20 protein-coding genes and 1 riboswitch are annotated in these 24,336 nt (G+C 67.7%); of the genes, 18 read left to right on the top strand and 2 right to left on the bottom strand.

Annotation, left to right across the window (positions count from 1 at the left end; genetic code table 11):
• Positions 1-62: 62 nt before the first annotated feature.
• The 5 genes from QGN32_RS24015 to QGN32_RS23995 all read left to right on the top strand — a co-directional run bounded on the left by QGN32_RS24015 (position 63) and on the right by QGN32_RS23995 (position 5,643).
• Complete coding sequence (locus QGN32_RS24015; protein ID WP_326546638.1) at positions 63-1,598, top strand: carboxylesterase/lipase family protein; 1,536 nt, start codon at positions 63-65, stop codon at positions 1,596-1,598.
• A gap of 70 nt (positions 1,599-1,668) precedes the next feature.
• A complete protein-coding gene (locus QGN32_RS24010) occupies positions 1,669-2,553 on the top strand; it encodes a sterol desaturase family protein (protein ID WP_326549237.1) in 885 nt (294 codons plus the stop codon).
• A 247-nt stretch (positions 2,554-2,800) separates the two neighbouring features.
• Complete coding sequence (locus QGN32_RS24005; protein ID WP_326546637.1) at positions 2,801-3,496, top strand: Rv1815 family serine proteinase; 696 nt, start codon at positions 2,801-2,803, stop codon at positions 3,494-3,496.
• Between the two features lie 177 nt (positions 3,497-3,673).
• Entirely contained in the window at positions 3,674-4,144 is a 471-nt protein-coding gene (locus tag QGN32_RS24000; RefSeq protein ID WP_326549236.1) for a VOC family protein, read from the top strand.
• Positions 4,141-5,643, top strand: coding sequence for an FAD-binding protein (locus QGN32_RS23995; protein WP_326546636.1), 1,503 nt, complete (start codon positions 4,141-4,143; stop codon positions 5,641-5,643). Before QGN32_RS24000 ends, QGN32_RS23995 begins: the two co-directional genes overlap by 4 nt.
• On the opposite strand, the gene QGN32_RS23990 is transcribed toward QGN32_RS23995, so the two are convergent.
• Positions 5,640-7,556, bottom strand: a complete 1,917-nt coding sequence (locus QGN32_RS23990) for an ABC transporter ATP-binding protein/permease (RefSeq protein ID WP_326549235.1) — start codon at positions 7,554-7,556, stop codon at positions 5,640-5,642. The genes QGN32_RS23995 and QGN32_RS23990 overlap by 4 nt on opposite strands.
• Positions 7,557-7,865: 309 nt before the next feature.
• Here QGN32_RS23990 and QGN32_RS23985 point away from each other — a divergent pair, with 309 nt between their 5' ends.
• The 13 genes from QGN32_RS23985 (at position 7,866) to QGN32_RS23925 (ending at position 22,303) form a co-directional block, all read left to right on the top strand.
• Positions 7,866-9,518 carry an acetolactate synthase gene (locus tag QGN32_RS23985; protein ID WP_326546635.1) on the top strand — a complete coding sequence of 551 codons (1,653 nt, stop codon included), beginning with the start codon at positions 7,866-7,868 and terminating at the stop codon, positions 9,516-9,518.
• A 619-nt stretch (positions 9,519-10,137) separates the two neighbouring features.
• Complete coding sequence (secA2, locus tag QGN32_RS23980) at positions 10,138-12,462, top strand: accessory Sec system translocase SecA2 (protein ID WP_326546634.1); 2,325 nt, start codon at positions 10,138-10,140, stop codon at positions 12,460-12,462.
• A 9-nt stretch (positions 12,463-12,471) separates the two neighbouring features.
• Positions 12,472-13,098: a CDP-alcohol phosphatidyltransferase family protein gene (locus QGN32_RS23975; RefSeq protein WP_326546633.1), complete on the top strand. Its 627-nt coding sequence runs from the start codon at positions 12,472-12,474 to the stop codon at positions 13,096-13,098.
• Positions 13,095-14,009 carry a DUF881 domain-containing protein gene (locus QGN32_RS23970; protein ID WP_326546632.1) on the top strand — a complete coding sequence of 305 codons (915 nt, stop codon included), beginning with the start codon at positions 13,095-13,097 and terminating at the stop codon, positions 14,007-14,009. The genes QGN32_RS23975 and QGN32_RS23970 overlap by 4 nt, the downstream gene beginning before the upstream one ends.
• A gap of 20 nt (positions 14,010-14,029) precedes the next feature.
• A complete protein-coding gene (locus QGN32_RS23965; protein WP_068147896.1) occupies positions 14,030-14,362 on the top strand; it encodes a small basic family protein in 333 nt (110 codons plus the stop codon).
• Between the two features lie 24 nt (positions 14,363-14,386).
• Entirely contained in the window at positions 14,387-15,241 is an 855-nt protein-coding gene (locus tag QGN32_RS23960) for a DUF881 domain-containing protein (protein WP_326546631.1), read from the top strand.
• Between the two features lie 44 nt (positions 15,242-15,285).
• The gene (gcvH, locus tag QGN32_RS23955) at positions 15,286-15,681 is read left to right on the top strand and encodes a glycine cleavage system protein GcvH (protein ID WP_326546630.1); all 396 of its coding nucleotides are present in this window, start codon (positions 15,286-15,288) and stop codon (positions 15,679-15,681) included.
• Positions 15,682-15,813: 132 nt separating this feature from the next.
• Positions 15,814-16,293 carry a glycogen accumulation regulator GarA gene (garA, locus tag QGN32_RS23950; RefSeq protein WP_326546629.1) on the top strand — a complete coding sequence of 160 codons (480 nt, stop codon included), beginning with the start codon at positions 15,814-15,816 and terminating at the stop codon, positions 16,291-16,293.
• Between the two features lie 31 nt (positions 16,294-16,324).
• Positions 16,325-17,065, top strand: coding sequence for a transcriptional regulator FtsR (gene ftsR, locus QGN32_RS23945; protein ID WP_326546628.1), 741 nt, complete (start codon positions 16,325-16,327; stop codon positions 17,063-17,065).
• Between the two features lie 60 nt (positions 17,066-17,125).
• Positions 17,126-17,620, top strand: a complete 495-nt coding sequence (locus tag QGN32_RS23940) for a bifunctional nuclease family protein (RefSeq protein ID WP_059098552.1) — start codon at positions 17,126-17,128, stop codon at positions 17,618-17,620.
• Between the two features lie 238 nt (positions 17,621-17,858).
• Positions 17,859-18,494, top strand: a complete 636-nt coding sequence (locus tag QGN32_RS23935) for a MerR family transcriptional regulator (RefSeq protein ID WP_326546627.1) — start codon at positions 17,859-17,861, stop codon at positions 18,492-18,494.
• A gap of 67 nt (positions 18,495-18,561) precedes the next feature.
• A riboswitch (glycine riboswitch) is annotated at positions 18,562-18,659 on the top strand.
• A 182-nt stretch (positions 18,660-18,841) separates the two neighbouring features.
• Positions 18,842-21,688 (top strand): aminomethyl-transferring glycine dehydrogenase, encoded by a 2,847-nt coding sequence (gcvP, locus tag QGN32_RS23930; RefSeq protein ID WP_326546626.1) that lies wholly within the window; start codon positions 18,842-18,844, stop codon positions 21,686-21,688.
• A gap of 114 nt (positions 21,689-21,802) precedes the next feature.
• Positions 21,803-22,303, top strand: coding sequence for a nitroreductase family deazaflavin-dependent oxidoreductase (locus QGN32_RS23925; RefSeq protein ID WP_326546625.1), 501 nt, complete (start codon positions 21,803-21,805; stop codon positions 22,301-22,303).
• 7 nt (positions 22,304-22,310) lie between these two features.
• On the opposite strand, the gene QGN32_RS23920 is transcribed toward QGN32_RS23925, so the two are convergent.
• Complete coding sequence (locus tag QGN32_RS23920) at positions 22,311-24,311, bottom strand: substrate-binding domain-containing protein (protein ID WP_326546624.1); 2,001 nt, start codon at positions 24,309-24,311, stop codon at positions 22,311-22,313.
• Between the last annotated feature and the right edge of the window lie 25 nt (positions 24,312-24,336).

The following is a 24,336-nucleotide window of genomic DNA, read 5'->3' as shown; positions in this document are numbered from 1 at the left end:
AGCCTGAACAAGCTCGTTTGATCGTTTCGAGGGAGGTCTTCATGCGGTCAGAGGTACGGCGCATGACCGACCAGGGCCTGGTCGTCGACACCGTGAGTGGCCCGGTCCGCGGCCTCGACGACAACACCGTGAAGGTATGGAAGGGAATCCGGTTCGCGGCCCCGCCGGCGGGCGAGTTGCGGTGGCGGCCACCCGAACCACCGCGACGGTGGACCGAGCCTGCGGATGCCACCCGGGTCGGCCCGGTGTGCCCGCAGCCGGCCGATCGTCGACTCCCGATGGATCTCGGCGCGCCGCAGGGCGACGACTTCTTGACCCTCAACGTCTGGGCGGGATCGGATGTCGACCCAGGTGCGGGTAAACCGGTGCTGGTGTGGGTGCACGGCGGCGCTTACGTCATCGGCTCGTCGGCGCAGCCGCTTTATCATGGCCGTGCGCTCGCGTCCGGCGGAGACGCGGTCATCGTCACGGTGAACTACCGGTTGGGCGCATTGGGCTTTTTGGACCTGTCGGCGTTCGACGACAGCTTCGCCACCAACTTGGGTCTGCGCGACGTGGTGGCCGCGCTGCAATGGGTACGCGACAACATCGCGGCGTTCGGGGGCGACCCGAACCGCGTGACGGTCTTCGGCGAATCCGCGGGCGCCGGGATCATCACCACGCTGCTGGCCAGTCCAGCCGCCGCGGGCCTGTTCGGCGCCGCGATCGCGCAGAGCTCGCCGGCGACGTCCATATACGACCGGCAGCGTTCGCAGCAGGTGGCGGCGCTGTTTCTCGACCAACTCGGAATGCGACCCGACGACGTCGACCGGTTGGCCTCGGTGCCCACCTCCGCCTTGCTGGCCGCCTCGAAGCATGTCTTCGACCACATCCCGGTGCGCACTCCCGGCACACTGGCGTTCGCGCCGATCATCGACGGTGACATGGTGCCGGCGCATCCGGTCCGGCTCGCCCGCGAGGGGCGCACGCACCCGGTTCCGCTGATCATCGGAACAAACAAGCACGAAGCGGCGCTGTTCCGCTGGATGAAGTCGCCGCTGATGCCGATCACGCCGAAAGCGATTCGGGCGATGTTCGCCGAGATCGCGGCCGAACAACCGGATCTGCAGCTCCCGGACGAGCGGCAGATCCGCGCCGCCTACCGTGGCCGGGGAAAGGCTATCGGGCTGGGCGTCGCGCGCGACATCGGGTTCCGGATGCCGTCGGTCTGGTTCGCCGAGGGCCATCGCGAGGTGGCGCCGGTGTACCTGTACCGCTTCGACTTCGCCACTCCGATGCTGCGAATGCTGCGTCTGGGCGCCGCGCACGCCACCGAATTACCCTATGTCTGGGGCAATCTCGTCACCGGCGCGAAGGACCCCATCTTCAAACTGGGCGGGTTGCAGGCGGGCAGGCTGGTCTCGGAGCGGATTCGGCGGCGCTGGCGCAACTTCGCCCTCGACGGCACACCCGCGGGTGCGGCGGGTGATGCGGTCTGGCGGCCGTACCGCGACGACGACCGCGCGACGCTGATCATCGACGCCCAGGACCGGTTGGTCGACGACCTCGACCGTGATTTGCGCAGCGCATGGGGCGATCAGGTGCTGAGCTTCCGTTGAGTCGTATGCTTTGCCCGGAGGTTTCGACGTGGATGTGAGTGGTGCCTTCGCGCACGTATTGCCACCGTTGATGCACGACCCCGTGATGTTCGCGGTGCCGTTCTTCCTGTTGCTGCTGGTCATCGAGTGGACCGCCGCCCAGCGGCTGGCATACGTGGAGGCCGAGCGAGCACCGGCAGGGGCGTATCAGCGGTCGGATGCCTGGGCGAGCATCTGGATGGGCGTGGTCTCGATCGGCACGAGCGGTGTCATGAACTTCCTCGCGCTGCTCGGCTACGCGGCGTTGTACGTCTACGTCGCGCCGTGGCAGTTGGCGGCCGACGCCTGGTACACGTGGGTGATCGCGATCGTCGGGGTGGACCTGCTCTACTACGTCTATCACCGCATAGCGCACCGGGTTCGGCTAATCTGGGCAACCCATCAGGCGCACCATTCCAGCCAGTACTTCAACTTCGCCACCGCGCTGCGGCAGAAGTGGAACATCAGCGGCGATGTGTTTCTGCGCGCACTGCTTCCGCTGTTCGGCGTGCCACCGTGGATCGTCTTCGCCAGCTTCTCGATCAACCTGATCTACCAGTTCTGGATTCACACCGAACGCATCGGAAAGCTCTGGGCGCCATTCGAATTCGTGCTCAACACGCCGTCGCACCACCGGGTGCATCACGGTATGGACCAGCAGTACCTGGACAAGAACTACGGCGGTATTTTCATCCTGTGGGACCGCCTCTTCGGCAGCTTCCAGGCAGAGACCGTGCGTCCGCACTACGGGTTGACCAAGCAGGTCGACACCTTCAACATCTGGAAACTGCAGACGCACGAGTACGTGGCGATCGCCCGCGACGTGCGGCAGGCGTCGCGGTGGCGCGACAAACTGGGCTACATCTTCGGCCCACCCGGCTGGGAACCCGCCAAACGTCGCCTCGTTGCCCAGAAATCGGCTGCGGTCAGCGCCTGAGTCGGCGCTCGACCGGCCGGCCCGCCCCGCAGCGGTTCTTGCGGCCTCACTTTCGATTCATCGCGGTTTCGTGCCGGAAGTGCGACCGGGGCGTAACGTCTCTGTGACCTTGACCGATGGGCTTGTTACGGGGCCATCGTGGAGGTCGCCCCCGGTCGGGCGGTGTTTGCCGCATCTCCGGCCGGGTACAGCGGCCCGCAACACGCAGGACCCGAACTAAACATTGGCTCGACGAGCGGAGGCGGCGGTGCGCCGACACTGGAACCGGGTGCTGGCGGGTCTGGCCGCGCCGATCACCGCGCTTGCGCTCGGCTCCGCACCCGCGCAGGCGACCCCGGGTGTGGTTGTCCACCCCGGCATGGAGATCCAGCAGGACACCAACGTGTGCACCCTGGGCTACGTCGATCCTTCGACGCGGATTGCGTTCACCGCGGGGCACTGCCGAGGCAGTGGGCCGGTCCGGGACCGGAACGGCAACCTCATCGGGATGCAGACGGTGTATCGCGACAACACCCCGAACGGTGCGACCGTCGACACCAACCACCAGATCGCGGACTGGGAAGCGATCGCGCTGGCCCCCGACGTCGTGATCAACAACATCCTGCCCGGCGGCAAGGTGCTGGTGTCGGATCCCGGCATCGTGCCGACGGCCGGACAGCCGGTGTGCCATTTCGGCGTGGTGACCGGTGAGAGCTGCGGCAACGTCGAGGCGGTCAACAACGGCTGGTTCACGATGGCCAACGGCGTCGTCAGCCAGAAGGGCGACTCCGGCGGTCCGGTGTATGTGATCACCCCCGACAACAGGGCGGTCCTGATCGGCATGTTCAACAGCACCTGGGGCCGCTATCCGGCCGCGGTGTCCTGGCAGACGGCGCGGCAGCAGGCGAGCGAGGACGTCATCTCCGCCGCGTCGGCGAGCGTGGGCGGGGTTTCGCTGCCTTAGGCGTGATGTCTCGACCGCCCTCATCCAACCCGTGGTCTCACCGCATTTGAAGGGTTTGCGCGACAACGGCTTTGCCTCGTTCGCGCGAGGTGCTACCGGAGGCTCCACGCGGTCGACGGCGCAGGTCGACGGATGGCGTTCTGGCCAATCGGGCCGGCCGCGGATATCCTCGACGCGATGCTTGCCCAGACACCTGTCCAGATCGCGTGGGTGACGCGGGACCTCGACGCCACCGAGCAGTCGCTCACCACATTGCTGGGGGCCAAGAAGTGGGTGCGCATGCCCGACGTCCACTTCGCGCCGGATGCGTGCACCTACCGCGGTGAGCCCGCGGACTTCGTCGCGAGCATCTCGCTCAGCTACGCCGGCGACACCCAGTTGGAGCTGATCGCCCCGGTGACCGGGCGCAACATCTACACGGATTTCCTCGACACCGCCGGTCCCGGTATGCATCACATCTGCATCGAGGTCGACGACGTCGAGGCGGCACTGGCAGAACGCGAAGCCGTGGCGGTGCAGCGCGGTGTGATGCCGGGCGGTATGGAGTTCGCGTACGTCGCGGCCACCGGCCTCCCCTACCTGGAGATCGCCTACCTGCCCGACGAGATCAGGGCGTTCTTCGCCCACATCAAGCAGGAGCAGCAGTGAGCACGGACGTTCCCGACACCATCAGCGCCGCGGCTGTCTCGTCATGGTCCGACGAGGTCGACGTCCTGGTGATCGGCTTCGGCATCGCCGGGGGATGCGCGGCTGTCAGCGCCGCCGCCGCCGGGGCGCGGGTGTTGGTGCTGGAGAAGGCGGCCGACGCGGGCGGGACGACCTCGATGGCCGGCGGGCATTTCTATCTGGGCGGCGGCACCGCGGTGCAGCAGGCCACCGGTCACGACGACAGCGCCGAGGAGATGTACTCCTACCTGGTCGCGGTGTCGCATGAACCCGAACACGACAAGATCCGCGCCTACTGCGAGGGCAGCGTCGAGCACTTCAACTGGTTGGAGGGCTTGGGCTTTCAGTTCGAGCGCAGCTACTACCCGGGCAAAGTCGTCGTGCCGCCGGGCACCGAGGGCCTGTCGTATACCGGCAACGAGAAGGTGTGGCCGTTCTGCGAACAAGCCAAGCCGGCCCCCCGCGGGCATTCGGTCCCTGTGCCGGGCGAACTCGGCGGCGCCGCGATGGTCATCGACCTGCTGGTGAAGCGCGCGACGGAACTGGGTGTGGCGATCCGCTATGAGACCGGGGTGACCAACCTGGTCGTCGAGGACGGGTCGGTGGTCGGCGTGCGCTGGAAGCGCTTCGGCGAGACGGGCGCGATCAAGGCCAAGGCGGTGATCATCGCCGCGGGCGGTTTCGCGATGAATCCCGACATGGTCGCCGAGTTCACCCCGGCCCTTGGCCACAGGAGGCGTACGAAGCACCACGGCGAAGTGGAGCCCTACATCCTGGGCAACCCGAATGACGACGGGCTGGGCATCCGCATGGGTATCTCCGCGGGCGGAGTCGCCAGGAACATGGACCAGTTGTTCATCACCGCCGCCGCGTATCCGCCGGAGATCCTGCTGACCGGGGTGATCGTCAACAAGGACGGCAAGCGGTTCGTCGCCGAAGACTCATACCATTCGCGCACATCGGCTTTCGTGCTCGAGCAGCCGGAGCAGACGGCCTATCTGGTGGTGGACGAGGCGCACATGGAGATGCCCGAGATGCCGTTGATCAAGTTCATCGACGGATGGGAGACCGTCGAGGAAATGGAAGTGGCGCTTGGCATTCCGCAGGGCAACCTGGTCGCCACGCTCAACCGCTACAACGAGTTCGCCGCCCGTGGTGAGGATCCGGACTTTCACAAACAGCCCGAATACGTCGCCGCCCAGGAGACCGGTCCGTTCGCGGCGTTTGATTTGTCTCTGGGCCGGGCGATGTACTCCGGTTTCACCATGGGCGGGCTGGCGGTGTCGATCGACGGCGAGGTGTTGCGGGAGGACGGTTCCGTCGTCCCCGGCCTGTACGCGGCCGGCGCGTGCGCGTCGAACATCGCTCAGGACGGCAAGGGCTACGCCAGCGGAACCCAACTCGGCGAAGGGTCGTTCTTCGGGCGGCGGGCGGGGAGACACGCAGCCAGGCGCCCAGGCGCACACGCCGCAGCGCGTTAGACGCGTGCCGGCTCGTCGCCCTCGACACGGCCCAACCGCCACTCGCCGTCGCCGAGCAACTCGAGCTCACGGGTGTGGTGCTGCTCGACGGTGCTGCGGTGGCTCACGCTGACCAGGATGGTGTCCGGCAACTCGGTGCGCACCAACTGGTAGAGCATGAACTCCAGACCCTCGTCGAGCGCGGACGTCGACTCGTCGAGGAACACCGCCTTGGGTTTGGTCAGCAGGATCCGCGCGAACGCGACGCGTTGCTGTTCGCCGGGGGAGAGCACCTTGGCCCAGTCGTCGACCTCGTCGAGGCGGTCGACGAGATGCGGCAGCGCCACTCTGCGCAGCATGTCATTGAGCTTCTCGTCGTCGATGGACCCGAGCTCGTTGGGGTAGGAGACGACCGCGCGCAGGTCGCCGAGCGGGACATAGGGCAGCTGGGACAGGAACATCGTTGCGTTATCCCCGTCGGGGCAAGACAGCGATCCCGTCGCGTAGGGCCACAGCTGGGCCAGGCTGCGCAGCAGCGTGGTCTTGCCGCTCCCGGACGACCCGGTGACGATCAGCGTGTCGCCGGACTCCAGGCGCAGGTCCAGGGAGTTCAGCAGCCGCTTGCCGTCGGGCGTGCGCACCTCCACGTCGTCGACCGTGACGGTGCCATCGGTATTGCCCATCCGTTGGAGTTCCGGCAATGCCCGGCCCTCCTCGTTTGCGACGACAAGCCCGTGGAGACGGATGATCGCGGCGCGGTAGCCGGCGAAGTTGTCGTAAGCATTGCGGAAGAACGACAGCCCGGTGAGAATCTCGCGGAACGCGCTCGCCGTCTGCGACAGCTGGCCGAGCGTGATCTCACCGTTGGAGAACCGCGAGAACTGCACGATGTACGGGATGAGCTCCTGAGCTTGCGAGATCGAGAGGTTCCAGCCGAGGAAGCCGGCCATCCGGTTCACGTACTTCTTGTAGTTCTCGACGATCGGCCTGAATCTCGTTCGCAAACCCGTCCTTTCGGCGAGCTCACCGCGGTAGAAGGCCACCGCCTCGGCGGCGTCGCGCAGTCGCACCAGCGCATACCGGAAGACGGCGTTGAACTTCTCGTTGTCAAACGCCAACGTGATGATGGGCCTGCCGATCCAGAACGCGACCACGGTGGCGAACAGGATGTAGACGATGCCGATCCAGAACATCGCCTTGGGCAGCTCGTAGCCGATGAAGGGCAGCGTCACCGGTCCCGACAGAGTCCACAGGATCGCGGTGAACGAGATCATCGAGGCGATCGCGTTGACGGCACCGAAGAGAAGTGTGGCAGTCGAGGTGTTGTTCGGCGTGTTCGGCAGCGGGCCGACGCCGGCGGTGAAGATGTCGACGTCCTGCTGGATCCGCTGGTCTGGGTTGTCGATCGTGTCGTCGATGAACCGACTGCGGTAGTACGCCTTGCCGTTGAGCCAGTCACCGGTGAGCCGGTCGGTGAGCCAGACCCGCCAGGCCAGCATGAACCTCTGCGTCATGAACAGGTCGAGCATGATCCGCGCCACGTACAGGGTGGCCAGCAACGTGAAGACCCTCATCGACAGCCAGAACCCGTCCTGGCCGGACTCCCTGATGGCATCGTCACCGGTCCCCAGGCCGGACGCGATGACCTGGAAGCTGGTCATCATGTCGCTGCCCTGATAGGTGAAGAGCACGGTCAGGCGAACTCCCACGACCACCGACAGCAGCAGCGCCCCCAGCCACACCCAGACCTTGAGGCTTTCCGCGCCCTTGAAATAGTCGCTGGTGATCCGCCAGAACTGGCGTCCCCAGGTCGTGAACCTGGCGATGAGCACCAAGATGACCAGCGTGCACACCGCCGCGATCGCCCAGCCTCTGGCAATCCAGATCAGCGACGTCCACAGTTCGTTGCCCCAGTCCAGCGTCGGGGCGAACATTCCCTCATCCACTCCGGCAAGGTACCGCGACAACCTTTTCGCGGCCCTTCAAAGGGCTCAGCTCGCGAATCAGCGCACGCGCCCCCGCATCGCTCGCCGATTTCTGCGTAAGGGCTGTGGCCGTCGCCGGATCGCGCCCCTGGTGTAGATGTCGACGCAACGCAGGGGGCGTCGGTGTCGACCCTTCGAAGATGCGTCGCAGCACAAGCTCCTCGGCGGGCTTGAGCGTCAGAGCCTTTCGCGTATTGCGGCGGCTCCACCGGCGGTGACCAGCCCGAGCGTTCCGGCACGTCTGATTAAGCTGCCACCATGAGCACCGACGCCCCGGTCCCAGCCGCGGTGAATGCGGGACACCTCATCGCCCGGCGGCTACGAGCCAGCGGGATCGACACGATCTTCACACTGTCCGGTGGCCACCTGTTCTCCATCTACGACGGCTGCCGGGCGGAGGACATCCGGTTGATCGACACCCGCCACGAGCAGACCGCCGCATTCGCGGCCGAGGGTTGGTCGAAGGTGACTCGGATCCCGGGTGTGGCGGCGTTGACGGCCGGGCCGGGCGTGACCAACGGCATGAGCGCCATGGCCGCCGCGCAGCAGAACCAGTCGCCGCTGGTGATCCTGGGCGGCCGGGCGCCGGCGTTGCGGTGGGGGCAGGGCAGCCTGCAGGAAATAGACCACATTCCGTTCGTCGCGCCGCTGACCCGGTTCGCCGCCACAGCCGAGACACCGGACGCCGTCGGGAAGGTGATCGACGACGCGCTGCTGGCCGCGGTCGGGGCGGCCGGAACGTCGTCGGGGGTCTCCTTCGTGGACTTCCCGATGGACCACGTGTTCGGTGAGGCCATCGACACCGCTGCGCCGGGAGCGCTGAGCCAGCCTGCCACCGTTGTGCCCGCCGAGGGCGAAGCGGTGGACGCCGCGATGCGAGTGCTGACAAGGGCGCGGCGGCCGGTCATCATGGCGGGAACCAACGTCTGGTGGGGTCACGCCGAGACCGCGCTGCTGAGCCTGGCGGAGTCGCTGCGCATCCCGGTTCTGATGAACGGGATGGCCCGCGGCGCCGTGCCCGCCGATCATCAGCTCGCGTTCTCGCGTGCCCGGTCGAAGGCGTTGAAGCAGGCAGACGTTGCGCTGGTGATCGGTGTGCCGATGGACTTCCGGCTCGGATTCGGAGCGGTGTTCGGAGCCGAGACCGCGCTGATCGCCGTCGATCGCGTGGCACCCGAGCGACCGCATCCGCGACCGGTCGCGGCCGGTTTGTACGGCGATATCACCGCCACCTTGTCCGCCCTGGCGACGGCCGGCGCACCCGACCATGAAGCCTGGATCGCCGAGTTGCGGGCCGTGGAGACCGCGGCGCGCACCGCGGAGGCCGATGAACTGCGCGACGACCGTACGCCGCTGCACCCGATGCGGGTGTACGCCGAGCTCAGCACGCTGCTCGACCGCGATGCGATCGTGGTGATCGACGCCGGCGACTTCGGCTCCTACGCCGGCCGCGTCATCGACAGCTACGTGCCGGGCGCCTGGCTCGACAGCGGCCCGTTCGGCTGCCTGGGTTCAGGTCCCGGTTACGCCCTGGCGGCCAAGCTGGCCCGGCCGGACCGGCAGGTCGTGCTGCTGCAGGGCGACGGCGCATTCGGGTTCTCCGGTATGGAGTGGGATACCTTGGTGCGACACGGGATTCAGGTGGTGTCGGTGATCGGCAACAACGGCATCTGGGCGCTGGAGAAACATCCGATGGAGGCGATCTACGGCTATTCCGTGGTGGCCGAACTGCGGCCGGGCACCCGCTACGACAAGGTGGTGACGGCTCTGGGCGGGCACGGCGAGTTGGTGTCGACGCCCGCCGAGTTGCGGCCCGCGCTGGAGCGCGCCTTCTCGGCGGGGCTGCCCGCGGTGGTCAACGTGCTGACCGATCCGACGGTGGCCTATCCGCGCCGCAGCAACCTTGCGTAAGACCTCTTGCGCGAGCCCTCTTGCGCGAGCCCTCTTGCGCGAGCCCTCTTGCGCGAGCCCTCTTGCGCGAGCCCTCTTGCGCGAGCGTGCGTGCTTGCGCACGACACCCCGCGCAAATTCACCATATTGCGCACCTTCGCCGTCGGGCGACCGCGACGAAACCTGTCGGCGCGTTCGACATCGACACGAGCCTGGAGGGTCTGCCGAGGAGCTCGAGGCGTCGCCGGACCGGTCTAGAACGCCGAAGACCGAGTTCCCGGGCGACGCGTTGCTGCTGTCGCTTGGGCAGGACTCGGGCATCGTCGGGGTAGCGCCGCAGACCCCGCCGTACCCGTTGGCGTGCAACGGCATCCCCGGGTGTCGTGCATCGGGCCGGTCTTCGCACCCGCGGGACCACCGCGTGAACGGTAACGGCCCGCCGCTGCTGTGCGAGCCGCGCTGGACCGGGGCGACGTCATGCTGTTCACGAACCTGGCCGATCCGACGCCCTGCACGTCGACTTACGCACACTCACCCGAGCGCGAACGTGCGCGGACTGCTGCCGAATAGCGGCGTGTCGCGGAGCCGACACGCACGCTCGCGGAAAAAGGGGACCAGAGGGGACGCGTACCGTAGCGGTGTGGCGAAGACGAAGACCCGCACTTCAGGTCGTGTCAGCAGTAAGTTCTGGCGGTTGCTCGGTGCCAGCACCGACCGGGACCAGGCGCAGTCGATGGCGCAGGTGCGCGCCTCGGCGGAGTTCGACGAGAAAGCCGCGGGCCTCGACGACGAACAACTGCTCAAGGCCGCCCAACTGCTGAACCTCGACGACCTCTCCGAGTCCCCCGACATCCCGCAGTTCCTGGCCATCGCCAAAGAGGCCGCCGAGCGCACAACCACGTTGCGCCCCTTTGAGGTCCAGCTTCTCGGCGCATTGCGGATGCTCGCCGGCGACGTCGTCGAGATGGCCACCGGTGAAGGCAAGACGCTGTCCGGTGCGATTGCTGCGGCCGGGTACGCGCTGGGCGGGCGGCGCGTTCACGTCATCACGATCAACGACTACCTGGCGCGCCGCGACGCCGAGTGGATGGGCCCGCTGCTGGAGGCGCTCGGCCTGACCGTCGGCTGGATCACCGAGAGTTCGACGGCCGAGGAGCGCCGCGCCGCCTACAAATGCAACGTCACCTACGCCTCGGTGAACGAGGTGGGGTTCGACGTGCTGCGGGACCAGTTGGTCACCGACGTCGCCGACCTCGTGTCGCCGAACCCGGACGTGGCGCTGATCGACGAGGCCGACTCGGTGCTCGTCGACGAAGCGCTGGTGCCGCTGGTGCTGGCGGGCACCACGCACCGCGAGACCCCGAAGGTCGAGATCATCCGGCTGGTCGGCGAGCTGACCCCCGGCGTCGACTACGACACCGACACCGACAGCCGCAACGTGCACCTAACCGAAGTCGGTGCACAGAAGATGGAGGCCAAGCTCGGCGGCATCGACCTGTACTCCGAGGAGCACGTCGCGAGCACGCTGACCGAGATCAACGTGGCGCTGCACGCACACGTGCTGCTGCAGCGCGACGTGCACTACATCGTCCGCGACGACGCCGTACACCTGATCAACGCCTCCCGCGGCCGCATCGCCCAACTGCAGCGCTGGCCCGACGGGCTGCAGGCCGCCGTCGAGGCCAAGGAGGGCATCGAGACCACCGAAACCGGCGAGGTGCTCGACACCATCACGGTGCAGGCGCTGATCAATCGCTATCAGACGGTGTGCGGCATGACCGGCACCGCGCTGGCGGCCGGCGAGCAGCTGCGTCAGTTCTACAAGCTGGGCGTATCGCCGATCGAACCCAACAAGCCGAACATCCGCCAGGACGAGACCGACCGCGTGTATGCCACCGCGGCGGCCAAGAACGACGCGATCGTCGAACACGTCAAGGAGATTCACCAGACGCGGCAGCCGGTGCTGGTCGGCACGCGCGACGTGGCCGAATCCGAAGAGCTACACGAAAAACTCGTCAAGGCGGGTGTCCCGGCGGTGGTGCTCAACGCCAAGAACGACGCCGAAGAGGCCGCGGTGATCGCCGAGGCCGGCAAGCTGGGCAGCGTCACGGTATCCACCCAGATGGCCGGCCGGGGTACCGATATCCGCCTCGGCGGCTCTGACGAGGCCGATCATGATCAGGTCGCCGAACTCGGCGGCCTGCACGTCATCGGCACCGGCCGCCACCACACCGAGCGCCTGGACAACCAACTGCGCGGTCGCGCGGGGCGCCAGGGCGACCCCGGCTCGTCGGTGTTCTTCTCGAGCTGGGAAGACGACGTGGTCGTCGCGCATCTCGACGCCGGCAAGCTGCCGATGGAGACCGACGAGGACGGACGCGTCGTCGGCCACAAGGCGGCCAGCCTGCTCGATCACGCGCAGCGCATCGCCGAAGGCCGGATGCTCGACATTCACGCCAACAACTGGCGCTACAACCAGCTGATCGCCCAGCAGCGCGCGATCATCGTCGAACGCCGAAACACCTTGTTACGCACGCCGACCGCGCGCGAGGAGCTCGCCGAGCTGTCTCCGAAACGCTACGAAGAGGTCGTCGAGCAGCTCGGCGAGGAGAAACTGGAGCGGATCTGTCGGCTGATCATGCTCTACCACCTCGATCGCGGCTGGGCCGACCATCTGGCGTATCTGGCCGATATCCGCGAGAGCATCCACCTGCGGGCGCTGGGCAACCAGACGCCGATCGACGAGTTCCACCGGATGGCCGTCGACGCGTTCGCCTCGCTGGCCGCCGATGCGATCGAGGCCGCGCAGCAGACGTTCGAGACCGCGCCGTCGATCGAGGACGAGCCCGGGGTCGACCTCTCCAAGCTCGCCCGTCCGACGTCGACGTGGACGTACATGGTGCACGACAACCCGCTGGCCGACGACTCGCTGTCGGCGCTGAGCCTGCCGGGTGTGTTCCGCTAGGTTTAGCCCATGACCGAGGCGCATGGCCGGGTGCCTTCGCCGCCGGAGCAGGCGGGCCAGGCCCGCGACCGGGTGCTCACGGTGCCCAACATGCTCAGCGTGTTACGCCTGGTGCTGGTGCCGGTCTTCCTCTGGCTGCTGCTCGTGGCGCACGCCAACGGGTGGGCGGTGGCCGTGCTGATGTTCAGCGGGTTCTCCGACTGGGCCGACGGCAAGATCGCGCGGCTGGTCGACAACCAGTCGTCTCGGCTGGGGGAGTTGCTCGACCCCGCCGTCGACCGCATCTACATGGTCACCATTCCGATCGCACTGGCGCTGCAGGGCTCGCTGCCGTGGTGGATCGTGCTGGCCTTGATCGGCCGCGACGCCGTGCTGGCCGCGACGCTGCCGCTGCTGCGCAGCCGCGGCCTGACCGCGCTACCGGTCACCTACATCGGTAAGGCCGCCACGTTCGCGTTGATGTCCGGGCTGCCGCTGATCCTGTTGGGGCAGTGGGACGCGACGTGGAGCCGGGTGGTGCTGGCCATCGGGTGGGGTTTCTTGAGCTGGGGTCTGGCGATGTACCTGTGGTCCGGCCTGCTGTACCTGATCCAGGTCGGCATGGTGGTGCGGAAGTTGCCGAAGGTGTCGCGATGACCCAGAGCTTCCGCAAGACACTCGGTGGCTACGACCCGGAAGCGGGCCGCAACGCCCACGAGGCGAACAGGCCGACGAAGATCCCGGTGCCGTCGCTGCTGCGGTCCTTGCTGACCGAGCACCTCGACCCCGGGTACGCGGCGGCCGCCGAGGCCAAGGCCGCCGGACAGGTGCGGCCCAGGTGGCGGGCATGGGCCTGGCAACTGGCGGGTGCGCTGCTGTTGGTGGTGGTGTTCGCCGCCGCGGTGGCCCAGGCACGCGCGACCGCCCCTGGCGTCCGTGAGACGCAGCAGGTGCTCGCCGGCACCGTGCGGACGGCCGAGGCCGAGACCGCCGCCGCCGCGGCCCGCAGGAACGCACTGGCCGCCGAGGTCGACGGAGAACGGCGCAGCCGCCTCGAGGGCGACGCACGCGGTCAGCGACTGCTCCAGCGACTCGATGAGGCGGACTTCGCCGCGGCGGCCACACCGGTGATCGGACCCGGCCTGACGATCACCGTCACCGATCCGGGTGCGTCGGCCAACCTCAGCGATGTGTCCAAGGAGCGGGTGCCGGGCAGCCGGCAGGTGATCCTCGACCGCGATCTTCAACTGGTGGTGAACTCGCTGTGGGTCAGCGGCGCCGAAGCGCTGTCGGTGGGCGGTGTGCGAATCGGGCCCAATGTGACGGTGCGGCAGGCGGGCGGCGGCATTCTGGTCGACAATCAACCGATCAGCAGCCCATACGTCGTCCTCGCAATCGGACCGCCACATGCGATGCAGGGCGTGTTCGACCGCAGTCCCGGACTGCTGCGCCTTCGGCTGCTGGAAGCCTCCTACGGTGTGGGCGTCAGCGTGAGCGCCGGTGAGGCGCTCGAACTTCCCGCCGGCTCGGTCCGAGAAATCAATTTCGCCAGGGAGATTGGGCGGTAGAGAAAGATGAGATCAGACACATGATCGGAATCGCCGCACTTGTCGTCGGCATCGTGCTCGGCCTGGTGTTTCACCCCGACGTACCCGAGTTCGTCCAGCCGTACCTGCCGATCGCGGTCGTCGCCGCTCTGGATGCCGTCTTCGGCGGGCTGCGCGCGTATCTCGAGCGCATCTTCGACTCGAAAGTGTTCGTGGTGTCGTTCGTGTTCAACGTGTTGGTCGCCGCGTTGATCGTCTACGTCGGCGACCAACTGGGGGTCGGTACGCAGTTGTCGACGGCGATCATCGTCGTGCTCGGGATCCGGATCTTCGGCAACGCAGCTGCGTTGCGGCGCAGGCTGTTCGGCGCATGATCAGGGCGAGTCGAGGCATGACCCATGAGTGACCACACACCGCAGCACTCGGAGCCCGACCACGCAGGTGATCGCCCCGCCCGCGGGGGCGGCCGCCACGAATTGCCCCCCGACGAGCCGGCGCCGCGGATCGGCGACCTGCGGGCCGGCGGCCTGGCCGGTGTGGCGCGACGGGGCCGCTCGCAGGTGGTGTTCGGGGCGCTGGCGGTGCTGCTGTGTGTTCTGCTCGGCGTGGCGATCGTGACCCAGGTGCGGCAGAACGAGTCGGGTGATGCGCTGGAGACCGCCCGGCCCGCCGATCTGCTGGTGTTGCTGGACTCGCTTCAGCAACGGGAGGCGGCACTGAACACCGAGGTGAGTGATCTGCAGCGGACCCTGGCGCAGTTGGAGGCGTCCGGCAGCAGCGACCAGGCCGCCATCGAGAACGCGCAGGCCCGGCTGGCCGCCCTGTCCATCCTGATCGGCACCGTGCCTGCGACGGGGCCCGGCGTCACGCTGACCATCACCGACAGCGCGCCCGGCGTCCCGGCCGAGGCTCTGCTCGACGTGATCAACGAGTTGCGCAACGCGGGCGCCGAGGCGATGGAGATCCGCGGCGGGGGAGCCGACCAACAACCCGCGGTGCGCGTCGGAGTCGACACCTGGGTGGTCGGCAACCCGGGAGCCCTGGTGATCGACAACGTAACCGTGAATCCGCCGTATTCGGTTCTCGCCATTGGTGATCCACCCACCCTCGCCGCCGCGATGACCATTCCCGGCGGCGCCATGGACAGCGTCGAACGGGTCGGTGGCGTCATGGAGGTGCAGCAGTCCGATCGCGTCGACGTGACCGCCTTGCGGCAACCGAAACAGCGCCAATACGCTCAGCCAGTCAAATAACGGTCACGCCAACCGGGCCGAACCGCTGAAGAACGAGGAGCGCCGTGAGCGAAATCCCAGCCGACCTGCGCTACACCACCGAACACGAGTGGGTGCTGCGCACCGGTGACGACACCGTGCGGGTCGGCATCACCGACTACGCCCAGTCGGCGCTCGGTGACGTCGTTTTCGTCCAACTGCCCGACGTCGGCGCCGAGGTGACCGCCGGCGAGTCGTTCGGGGAGGTGGAGTCCACCAAGTCGGTGTCGGATCTCTATGCCCCCGTCACCGCGAAAGTGGTTGCGGTGAACGGGGATCTCGAGGGCAACCCGCAGCTGGTGAACTCCGATCCCTACGGCGAGGGTTGGCTGGTCGAGTTGCAGGCCGACGCCGCTTTGCTGGACGACGGGTTGCCCGGGCTTCTTGATGCCGAGGGCTACCGCGACACGGTGACCGAATGACGGGTTGTTAGGGTTCTGCAGAGCGGACGCCAACTAGGGCCGATCCGGCGGTGGTGGGCACAATTACGTCCACTGCGCGGTACGGTCGACATCAGACGCGGTATCGCCACAGCAGCCAGTTAGGAGCAGCGGGTGACGGAAAACGACCAGAATTCTGGGACCGACCAGACGTCTGACGAAGTCACCGTGGAAACTACATCGGTCTTCCGCGCCGACTTCCTCAACGAACTGGACGCCCCGGCGGCGGCGGGCACAGAGGGTGCCGTCTCGGGCGTCGAGGGCCTGCCTGCCGGCTCAGCGCTGCTGGTCGTCAAGCGCGGTCCGAATGCGGGTTCCCGGTTCCTGCTCGACCAGCCCACCACGTCGGCCGGTCGGCATCCCGACAGCGACATCTTCCTCGACGACGTCACGGTGAGCCGCAGGCACGCCGAGTTCCGGCTCGAAGGCGGCGAGTTCCAGGTGGTGGATGTCGGCAGCCTGAACGGCACCTACGTCAACCGCGAGCCGGTGGATTCGGCGGTGCTCGCCAACGGCGACGAGGTGCAGATCGGCAAGTTCCGCCTGGTGTTCCTCACCGGCCCGAAGAGCGACGACAGCGGTCAGGCCGGCTAATGGCCGATGAGCGCTTGCGCGAAGAGTAACGATGGGCGCCCCCGACACTCCCGCGCTCACTGGGATGTCGATCGGAGCGGTCCTGGATCTGCTGCGACCGGACTTCCCGGACGTGACCATTTCCAAGATCCGGTTCCTGGAGGCCGAAGGCCTGGTCACCCCGCAGCGCACGGCGTCGGGTTATCGGCGGTTCACCGCCTACGACTGCGCGCGGCTACGGTTCATCCTCACCGCCCAGCGCGACCAGTATCTGCCGTTGAAAGTGATCAAGGCGCAGCTCGACGCGCAACCCGACGGTGAGTTGCCCCAGAACGGATCCGTCTACGGCGTCCCACGTTTGGTGTCGGTCTCCGCCGATGGCGCCGACAACGTAGCGGGCGTGTCGGCGGTGGCGCCGACGCAGGTGCGGTTGTCCCGGGAGGATCTGCTGGCCCGCTCCGGTGTCGAAGACGACCTGCTGGGCGCGCTCGTGAAGGCCGGGGTGATCAACACGGGTCCCGGCGGATTCTTCGACGAGCATTCCGTGGTGATCGCGCAGTGTGCGCGTGCGCTGGCGGACTACGGTGTCGAGCCACGACATCTGCGTGCCTTCCGGTCGGCGGCCGACCGGCAATCCGATCTGATCGCCCAAATCGCCGGGCCGATAGTCAAGGCGAACAAGGCCGGCGCGCGCGACCGAGCCGACGACTTGGCGCGTGAGGTCGCGGCACTGGCGATCACGTTGCATACATCGCTGATCAAGTCGGCTGTGCGCGACGTACTGGATCGCTGAGGATTAGACTCGAGGCGATGGCGATTAGGCTGGCTTCTTCGGTGCGGAGGGCAGACACAGATGGGTGAGGTTCGTGTGGTCGGCATTCGCGTGGAGCAGCCGCAGAACCAGCCGGTGCTGCTGCTGAGGGAGTCGAACGGCGACCGATATCTGCCGATCTGGATCGGGCAGTCCGAGGCGGCGGCGATCGCACTCGAACAGCAGGGGGTCGAGCCGGCGCGTCCGCTGACGCACGACCTGATCCGAGATGTCATTGCCGCGCTTGGTCATTCGCTCAAAGAGGTGCGAATCGTCGACCTGCAGGAGGGCACCTTCTACGCGGACCTGATCTTCGACCGCGACATCAAGGTGTCGGCGCGGCCCTCGGACTCGGTGGCGATTGCGCTGCGGGTGGGCGTGCCCATCTACGTCGAGGAGGCGGTGCTGGCGGAGGCCGGCCTGATCATTCCCGACGAGAACGACGACGAAGCCGCAGGTGCGGTGCGCGAGGACGAGGTGGAGAAGTTCAAGGAGTTTCTCGACAGCGTCTCACCCGACGACTTCAAGGCGACATAGCCTCGGCGGGCGTGCGGGCCCCTCGCGATTCGGGTTTGTCACGGAAACGTCTCGTCGCCTCGACACGCGGGGCGTGGTTTCTCGATCGGCGAATTGGGCAGCCATACTTTGGGAGCCGGACCACTGATGGGCGGCCGTAGGCACGGCCAGAAGCGTATGCTCGACACACTCGGGCTTGGCAAATGTGCGCCCCACGCAGGTCACAGACGCGGGTTCGATCAGCGAGAGGAATCGACAAGTGGGAGACACGCCACGTCAGGAGCAGCTCGACCTCACTGCTGCCAGCGGCCCCGCGGATTCAGAACTGACGAGCACCTTGGAGCCGACAGCAGAACCCGTGCAGGCGGGACTCTTCCCCGACGACTCCGTTCCCGACGAGCTTGTCGGCTATCGCGGACCGAGCGCCTGCCAGATCGCGGGCATCACCTACCGGCAGCTGGACTACTGGGCACGCACGTCGCTCGTCGTGCCGTCGATCCGCGGCGCGGCCGGCTCGGGCAGCCAACGGCTGTACTCGTTCAAGGACATCCTGGTTCTCAAGATCGTGAAGCGCCTGCTGGACACCGGCATTTCACTGCACAACATCCGCGTCGCCGTCGACCATCTGCGCCAGCGCGGAGTTCGCGATCTGGCCAACATCACCCTGTTCTCCGACGGCACCACGGTCTACGAGTGCACATCGGCCGAAGAGGTGGTCGACCTGCTGCAGGGCGGTCAGGGTGTGTTCGGCATCGCCGTGTCGGGCGCGATGAGGGAGCTGACCGGTGCGATCGCCGACTTCCCCGGGGAGCGGGCCGACGGCGGCGAGTCGATCGCCGCCCCGGAGGACGAGCTGGCCTCGCGACGAAAGCACCGCGACCGCAAGATCGGCTGAACCCCTCACGGCTCGGCGTGGTCTTGGTCGCAGGCGGCACCCGACAACGGTAAACTCGTCAACGCATCGCGCTTGTGCGGGAGAGTTTCGTGGCGGCCAGTCACGGACGCCGAAGGAGCAACACCTCTCCGTCAACCTCTCAGGCACCCGGACCGCGCAGGACCCCGATGCCTCTGGAAAGCGGTGAACAGTCCCGTCGGGTTCGCCTGGGACCACTCGCCCGCCCATGGGGAAAAGCGATCCTCGCACCGTCGCGATCGCCGAATCTCTCAGGCGCCCGCACCGGGTCGACGACAGAGGGGGAGGAACCCGCCGGTTTCTGCCTGCACGCGTCTGGAGTAGCCCGAGTGTTCCATCACCACCAGCCCGATTTCGCCGACCGCCACATCGGACCGGACGCGGATGCCGTCGCGGCCATGCTGAAGACCATCGGCGTCTCCACACTCGACGAACTCGCCGAAATGGCGCTGCCGTCGGGCATCTTCGACGCGCTGTCGGCCGACGGTCTCGCGCCCGGTCTGGACCAACTGCCCCCTGCCGCCACCGAGGAGGAGGCGCTCACCGAACTGCATGCGCTCGCCGGTACGAACACCGTGGCCGTGTCGATGATCGGCCAGGGCTACTTCGACACGTTGACCCCACCGGTGCTGCGCCGCAACATCCTCGAGAACCCCGCGTGGTACACGGCCTACACGCCGTATCAGCCGGAGATCAGCCAAGGCCGGCTCGAAGCGCTGCTCAACTTCCAGACCATGGTGACCGATCTGACGGCCCTCGAGGTCGCCAACGCCTCCATGCTCGACGAGGGCACCGCCGCCGCCGAGGCGATGACCCTGATGCACCGGGCCGTGCGCGGGCCGTCGAACCGGTTGGCAGTGGACGCCGATCTGTATCGGCAGACCGCAGCGGTGCTGGCCACCCGCGCCGAGCCGCTCGGCATCGAGATCGTCACCGCAGACCTCACCAGGGGTCTGCCCGACGGTGAGTTCTTCGGCGTCATCACCCAACTACCGGGGGCCGGCGGCGCCGTCGTCGATTGGAGCGACCTGGCCGCGCAAGCCCATGAGCGGGGTGCGCTCGTCGCGGTCGGCGCCGATCTGCTCGCGTTGACGCTGCTCACCCCGCCCGGCGAGATCGGGGCCGACGTCGCGTTCGGCAGCACCCAGAGATTCGGTGTGCCAATGGGTTTCGGCGGACCCCACGCGGGTTACCTGGCCGTGCACGCCAAGCACGCACGGCAACTGCCGGGCCGGCTGGTGGGTGTGTCGCTCGACGCCGACGGCGCCCCGGCCTACCGGTTGGCGCTGCAAACCCGCGAACAGCACATCCGCCGCGACAAGGCGACGAGCAACATCTGCACCGCGCAGGTGCTGCTGGCGGTGATGGCCGCGATGTACGCGAGCTACCACGGCGCCGACGGCCTGACCGGGATCGCACGCCGCGTGCACGAACGCGCCCGGACGCTGGCGGAGGGGTTGACCTCGGCCGGGGTGGAGATCGTGCACCGCGCGTTCTTCGACACGGTGCGTGCGCGGGTGCCGGGCCGAGCCGCCGAGGTCCGCGACGCCGCCAAGGCGCGTGGCGTCAACGTCTGGGTGGTCGACGACGATCATGTCTCGGTGTCCTGCGACGAGGCCACCACCGCCGCAAACGTCGGGGCGGTGCTTGCGGCGTTTGGAGCGGCCCCGTCGGATTCCGAGTTCGACGGGCCCCGCATCGCGATGCGGACGTCGGAATTCCTGACCCATCCCGCGTTCACGCGCTACCGCACCGAAACCGAGATAATGCGCTACCTGCGGTCGCTGGCCGACAAGGATATCGCGTTGGACCGCAGCATGATTCCGCTCGGATCCTGCACGATGAAGCTCAACGCGGCGGCCGAGATGGAGCCGATCACCTGGCCGGAGTTCAGCCGCCAGCACCCGTTCGGGCCGACCTCCGACACACCGGGGTTGCGCAAGCTGATCGGCGACCTGGAGAAGTGGCTGACCGACATCACCGGCTACGACGCAGTGTCGCTGCAGCCCAACGCCGGTTCACAGGGCGAGTACGCGGGCCTGCTGGCCATCAAGGCGTATCACGCCGAGCGTGGGGAGCCCGATCGTGACATCTGCTTGATCCCGTCGAGTGCGCACGGCACCAATGCCGCATCGGCGGCGCTGGCCGGCATGCGGGTCGTGGTGGTGGCGTGCCGTGCTAACGGCGACGTCGATCTCGGTGACCTGCGCGCGAAGGTGACCGAGCACGCGGATCGGTTGTCGGCGTTGATGATCACCTATCCGTCCACGCACGGCGTCTACGAGCACGACATCGCCGACATCTGCGCGGCCGTGCACGACGTCGGCGGCCAGGTGTACGTCGACGGCGCGAACCTCAACGCGCTCGTCGGCCTGGCGCGGCCCGGCCGGTTCGGCGGCGACGTCAGCCACCTCAACCTGCACAAGACGTTCTGCATCCCGCACGGCGGCGGCGGGCCGGGTGTCGGACCGGTCGCCGTCCGCGCCCATCTGGCGCCGTACCTGCCCGGCCACCCGCTGGCCGACGAATTGCCGGAGGAGCACACGGTGTCGGCGGCGCCGTACGGCTCGGCGTCGATTCTGCCGATCACCTGGATGTACATCCGGATGATGGGCCCCCAGGGGCTGCGCGCGGCGTCGTTGACCGCGATCGCTTCGGCCAACTACATCGCACGCCGCCTCGACGAGTACTACCCGGTGCTCTACACCGGCGAGAACGGCATGGTCGCCCACGAGTGCATCCTCGATCTGCGCACGATCACCAAAGAAACCGGCGTGACCGTCGATGATGTGGCAAAGCGGTTGGTGGACTACGGATTTCACGCGCCCACCATGAGCTTTCCGGTCGCGGGCACGCTGATGGTCGAGCCGACAGAGAGCGAGAGCCTCGCCGAGGTCGACGCGTTCTGCGAGGCGATGATCGCGATCCGTGGTGAGATCGACAAGGTCGGCGACGGTACGTGGTCCGTCGACGACAGCCCACTGCGCGGGGCGCCGCACACCGCGGAGTGCCTACTGGTGGACGACTGGACGTACGCGTACACCCGCGAGGAGGCGGCCTATCCACTGGGCAAGAACTTCCGCCCCAAGGTGTGGCCGCCGGTGCGTCGCATCGACGGCGCGTACGGCGACCGCAACCTGGTGTGCTCCTGCCCGCCGGTCGAGGCATTCGGCTAAGCCGTTCTGCGCCGAGCGTGCGGTTGTGTACACGAACGCCGAGATGAGGCGTCAACAACCACTCGGCGCTCGGAAACCCCATCAGCGGGGGACCGGTCGGGTGACAATTACGCCATGCCGACCCGGTCTTTCGACGACGCGAGCGCCTTTCATCGCGCGATGCGGGCGCTGGCCGGCACGAAGGCGGGACGGGTGGTGTTCCGGCCAACGGCGCATCACCTCGACCGGCTTGTCAGTCGGCTCAGCGGGGGAAAGTACAGCTTCGCGGGGCTCGCCGCCGGGCTGCCGACCGTCGTCCTCACCACCACCGGCGCCAAGTCCGGAAAGCCACGAACGGTAGCGCTTCTGGGTATCCCGCACCCCGACGGCGTGGCGATCGTCGCCGCGAACTACGGCGACGCGAAACACCCGGGCTGGTACTACAACCTTAAGGCCAACCCGGTGGCGGGGGTCACGCTCGACGGCGACACCTGGGATGCCGCCGCCCGGCTCGCCACACCCGGTGAGCGCGACGAGATCTGGGCGAACGGCGTCGGACTCTATCCCGGACTCGCCAAGGAAGAGCAGTGGGCCGGCGACCGGCGAATCGAGGCGTTCATCCTCGAAAGACAGTAATGTCGTGTTACCGCAACAGCGTCGCGAGCGCCGAGTTCAACTCGGGGGAATCCGAGCTTTCCAGGTTCTGGTAGCTGCCGCCGCTGATCTCCGCGACGGCCTCCCAGGTCGCCCGGTCGGAATCGGCGCCGAAATCGATGACGTTGACGGCCACCGGGTTGGCCTCGTCGAACGCACCGCGGATGTACTGCTGCAGCCCCTCGCCATCCAGGCTCTGGTCGGTGTGCGGGCCGGTGGTGATCACCAGGATCGAATTCTGCTGGCTGTCACGGTAATTGGCCATCGCCTCGGTGTATACCAGCCGCAGCGTGGTGAACGACACCGCACCGCCGCCGGACGCGGACTGTCCGTCCAGCGCCGACGTCAGCGCCGCCGACCGCGGTTGCCCGTTGAGCTGGTCGCTCAGCGGGCCGGTGCTGACCTCTGAGCGGCCCGCCGTGCCATCGAACGTCCACAGCCCCACCGCCGACGACGCCGGCAAGACCTGCAGCCGGGCGTTGAGCGCGACCACCACGTTCTCGAGCCGGGACCGACCGCCCTCGTCGGCCGGCATCGACTGGTCGAGCATGATCGTCACCGCCGGGTTGGCCGCCGGGGTCGTCAGCGCATTGGCCAGCATCGCCCTCAGGTCGTTGTCGCCGACCGATAACGGAGCCGGCACGGGCCCGAAGTCGACGACGTCGCTCTCCGGCGGCGTACCGCCCTCCGTGCGGAAACCGGCCTCGGCCAGCTCGGCGAGCTGCTCGGGCTTACGCATGAAACGAGCGAACTCGCTGGCGGCGCTCTTCTGTTCCTGCGACAGCCAGTCGCCCGACAGCAGCACGGTGGGAAAGTCGGCGACGGCCGCCGGACCCGGTGGCAGCCATGAGGCGACCACCTTGGCGCCGTCCGTTAGACCGGCAGTGCGCTGGTAGAGCTGCTGTTCGGTGATGGCGACGGCGTGTACCGGTGCGGCGGCCGGATCCGACGCTTTGACCAGCGCGTCCAACGCGGTCGATGTCTTCTTGTCGGCCAGCTTCGGTTGACCCGCCACCAGCGTGTTCACCGCCCGGGTACCCTCGCTCGCCGGTGCCCCGGCGGGCGCCGAAGCCGCCGCGACCGCCTCCGCGGCGAGATACGACGCGTCGCTGTCGCCGCTCAGCGGCAGCGCCAGCCGCAGGGCACCCCAGCCGCGAAGGTTCAGCTCCTCCAACGAGGTCGGGTTGGCCTGCAGGTTCGGCAGAGTCGACCAGTTCTGTTGTGCGAGAGCATTTTTCAGTTCGGGACGCACGGCCAGCACCACGGGCGAGGTGACCAGTGAACGGCTGTCGATGGTCGTCTGCGCACCCGCGGAGGCCTCGAGCCGGGCGGCGGACACCGAACTACCCGGGATCCACAGGGCCGGCCGATCGCCGAGTTCGGCGGGCCAGGTTCCGACGAACCCGTTGACCACCTGGTCGGATTCGGCTGGTTTGACGCCGATCTTGACGCATCGGTCGGCGACCGGGGCGGCGGTGTCGTTGTACCGGCCGGCCAGCGACTGGATGTGCTCGGCGATGGCCGGGTCGGCGACCACCGCGACGGCGAGTTCGCCGTCCACGCAGCGCGCAGCGGCTTGATCGCTGCGGTCGGACAGCGCGTCCCCGAAGAAACGCCACAGGATGACGGCGCCGACGAGGACGACGACCGCGACGAGGGCGGCGATGACTCCAACGCTGACACCGCGCCGGCCTGCGGTCACGGCACGATGGCTGCCGGTCCACTCGCCGCCCTCCCAGTCCCCGCTGTGCTGGGGACCCGAGCGGGGAGGGACCGATCCGGCGTCGGACTGGAACTCGGGTTCGCGCTCCGAGTGGTCCGAGTAGTCAGGACGGTCCTCGTAGTCAGGACGGTCCTCGTAGTCAGGACGGTCAAAGCCGGCGCCCTTGGTTTCCGGATGGTCGCCGAGGTGGCCGAAGCGTTCGGTCCGCTGTTCCCCGACTTCCCGGCCTGCCGAGTCTTCGGGATCCGGTTTCCTGTGCCTGCCCACTTCCGCCCTTACTTGCGACGTCGAC

The sequence above is a fragment of the Mycolicibacterium sp. ND9-15 genome (assembly GCF_035918395.1).
In the GTDB taxonomy this organism is placed as follows: domain Bacteria; phylum Actinomycetota; class Actinomycetes; order Mycobacteriales; family Mycobacteriaceae; genus Mycobacterium.
This window is presented reverse-complemented; position numbering and strand designations above follow the sequence as displayed.

What these genes read in the sequence shown, in the direction of transcription:
- QGN32_RS24015 (WP_326546638.1), top strand. Translation starts at nt 63, where the DNA reads ATGACCGACCAGGGCCTGGTCGTCGACACCGTGAGTGGCCCGGTCCGC.
- QGN32_RS24010 (WP_326549237.1), top strand. Translation starts at nt 1,669, where the DNA reads ATGCACGACCCCGTGATGTTCGCGGTGCCGTTCTTCCTGTTGCTGCTG.
- QGN32_RS24000 (WP_326549236.1), top strand. Translation starts at nt 3,674, where the DNA reads ATGCTTGCCCAGACACCTGTCCAGATCGCGTGGGTGACGCGGGACCTC.
- QGN32_RS23990 (WP_326549235.1), bottom strand. Translation starts at nt 7,556, where the DNA reads ATGTTCGCCCCGACGCTGGACTGGGGCAACGAACTGTGGACGTCGCTG.
- QGN32_RS23985 (WP_326546635.1), top strand. Translation starts at nt 7,866, where the DNA reads ATGAGCACCGACGCCCCGGTCCCAGCCGCGGTGAATGCGGGACACCTC.
- QGN32_RS23975 (WP_326546633.1), top strand. Translation starts at nt 12,472, where the DNA reads ATGACCGAGGCGCATGGCCGGGTGCCTTCGCCGCCGGAGCAGGCGGGC.
- QGN32_RS23970 (WP_326546632.1), top strand. Translation starts at nt 13,095, where the DNA reads ATGACCCAGAGCTTCCGCAAGACACTCGGTGGCTACGACCCGGAAGCG.
- QGN32_RS23965 (WP_068147896.1), top strand. Translation starts at nt 14,030, where the DNA reads ATGATCGGAATCGCCGCACTTGTCGTCGGCATCGTGCTCGGCCTGGTG.
- QGN32_RS23960 (WP_326546631.1), top strand. Translation starts at nt 14,387, where the DNA reads ATGAGTGACCACACACCGCAGCACTCGGAGCCCGACCACGCAGGTGAT.
- ftsR (WP_326546628.1), top strand. Translation starts at nt 16,325, where the DNA reads ATGGGCGCCCCCGACACTCCCGCGCTCACTGGGATGTCGATCGGAGCG.
- QGN32_RS23940 (WP_059098552.1), top strand. Translation starts at nt 17,126, where the DNA reads ATGGGTGAGGTTCGTGTGGTCGGCATTCGCGTGGAGCAGCCGCAGAAC.
- QGN32_RS23925 (WP_326546625.1), top strand. Translation starts at nt 21,803, where the DNA reads ATGCCGACCCGGTCTTTCGACGACGCGAGCGCCTTTCATCGCGCGATG.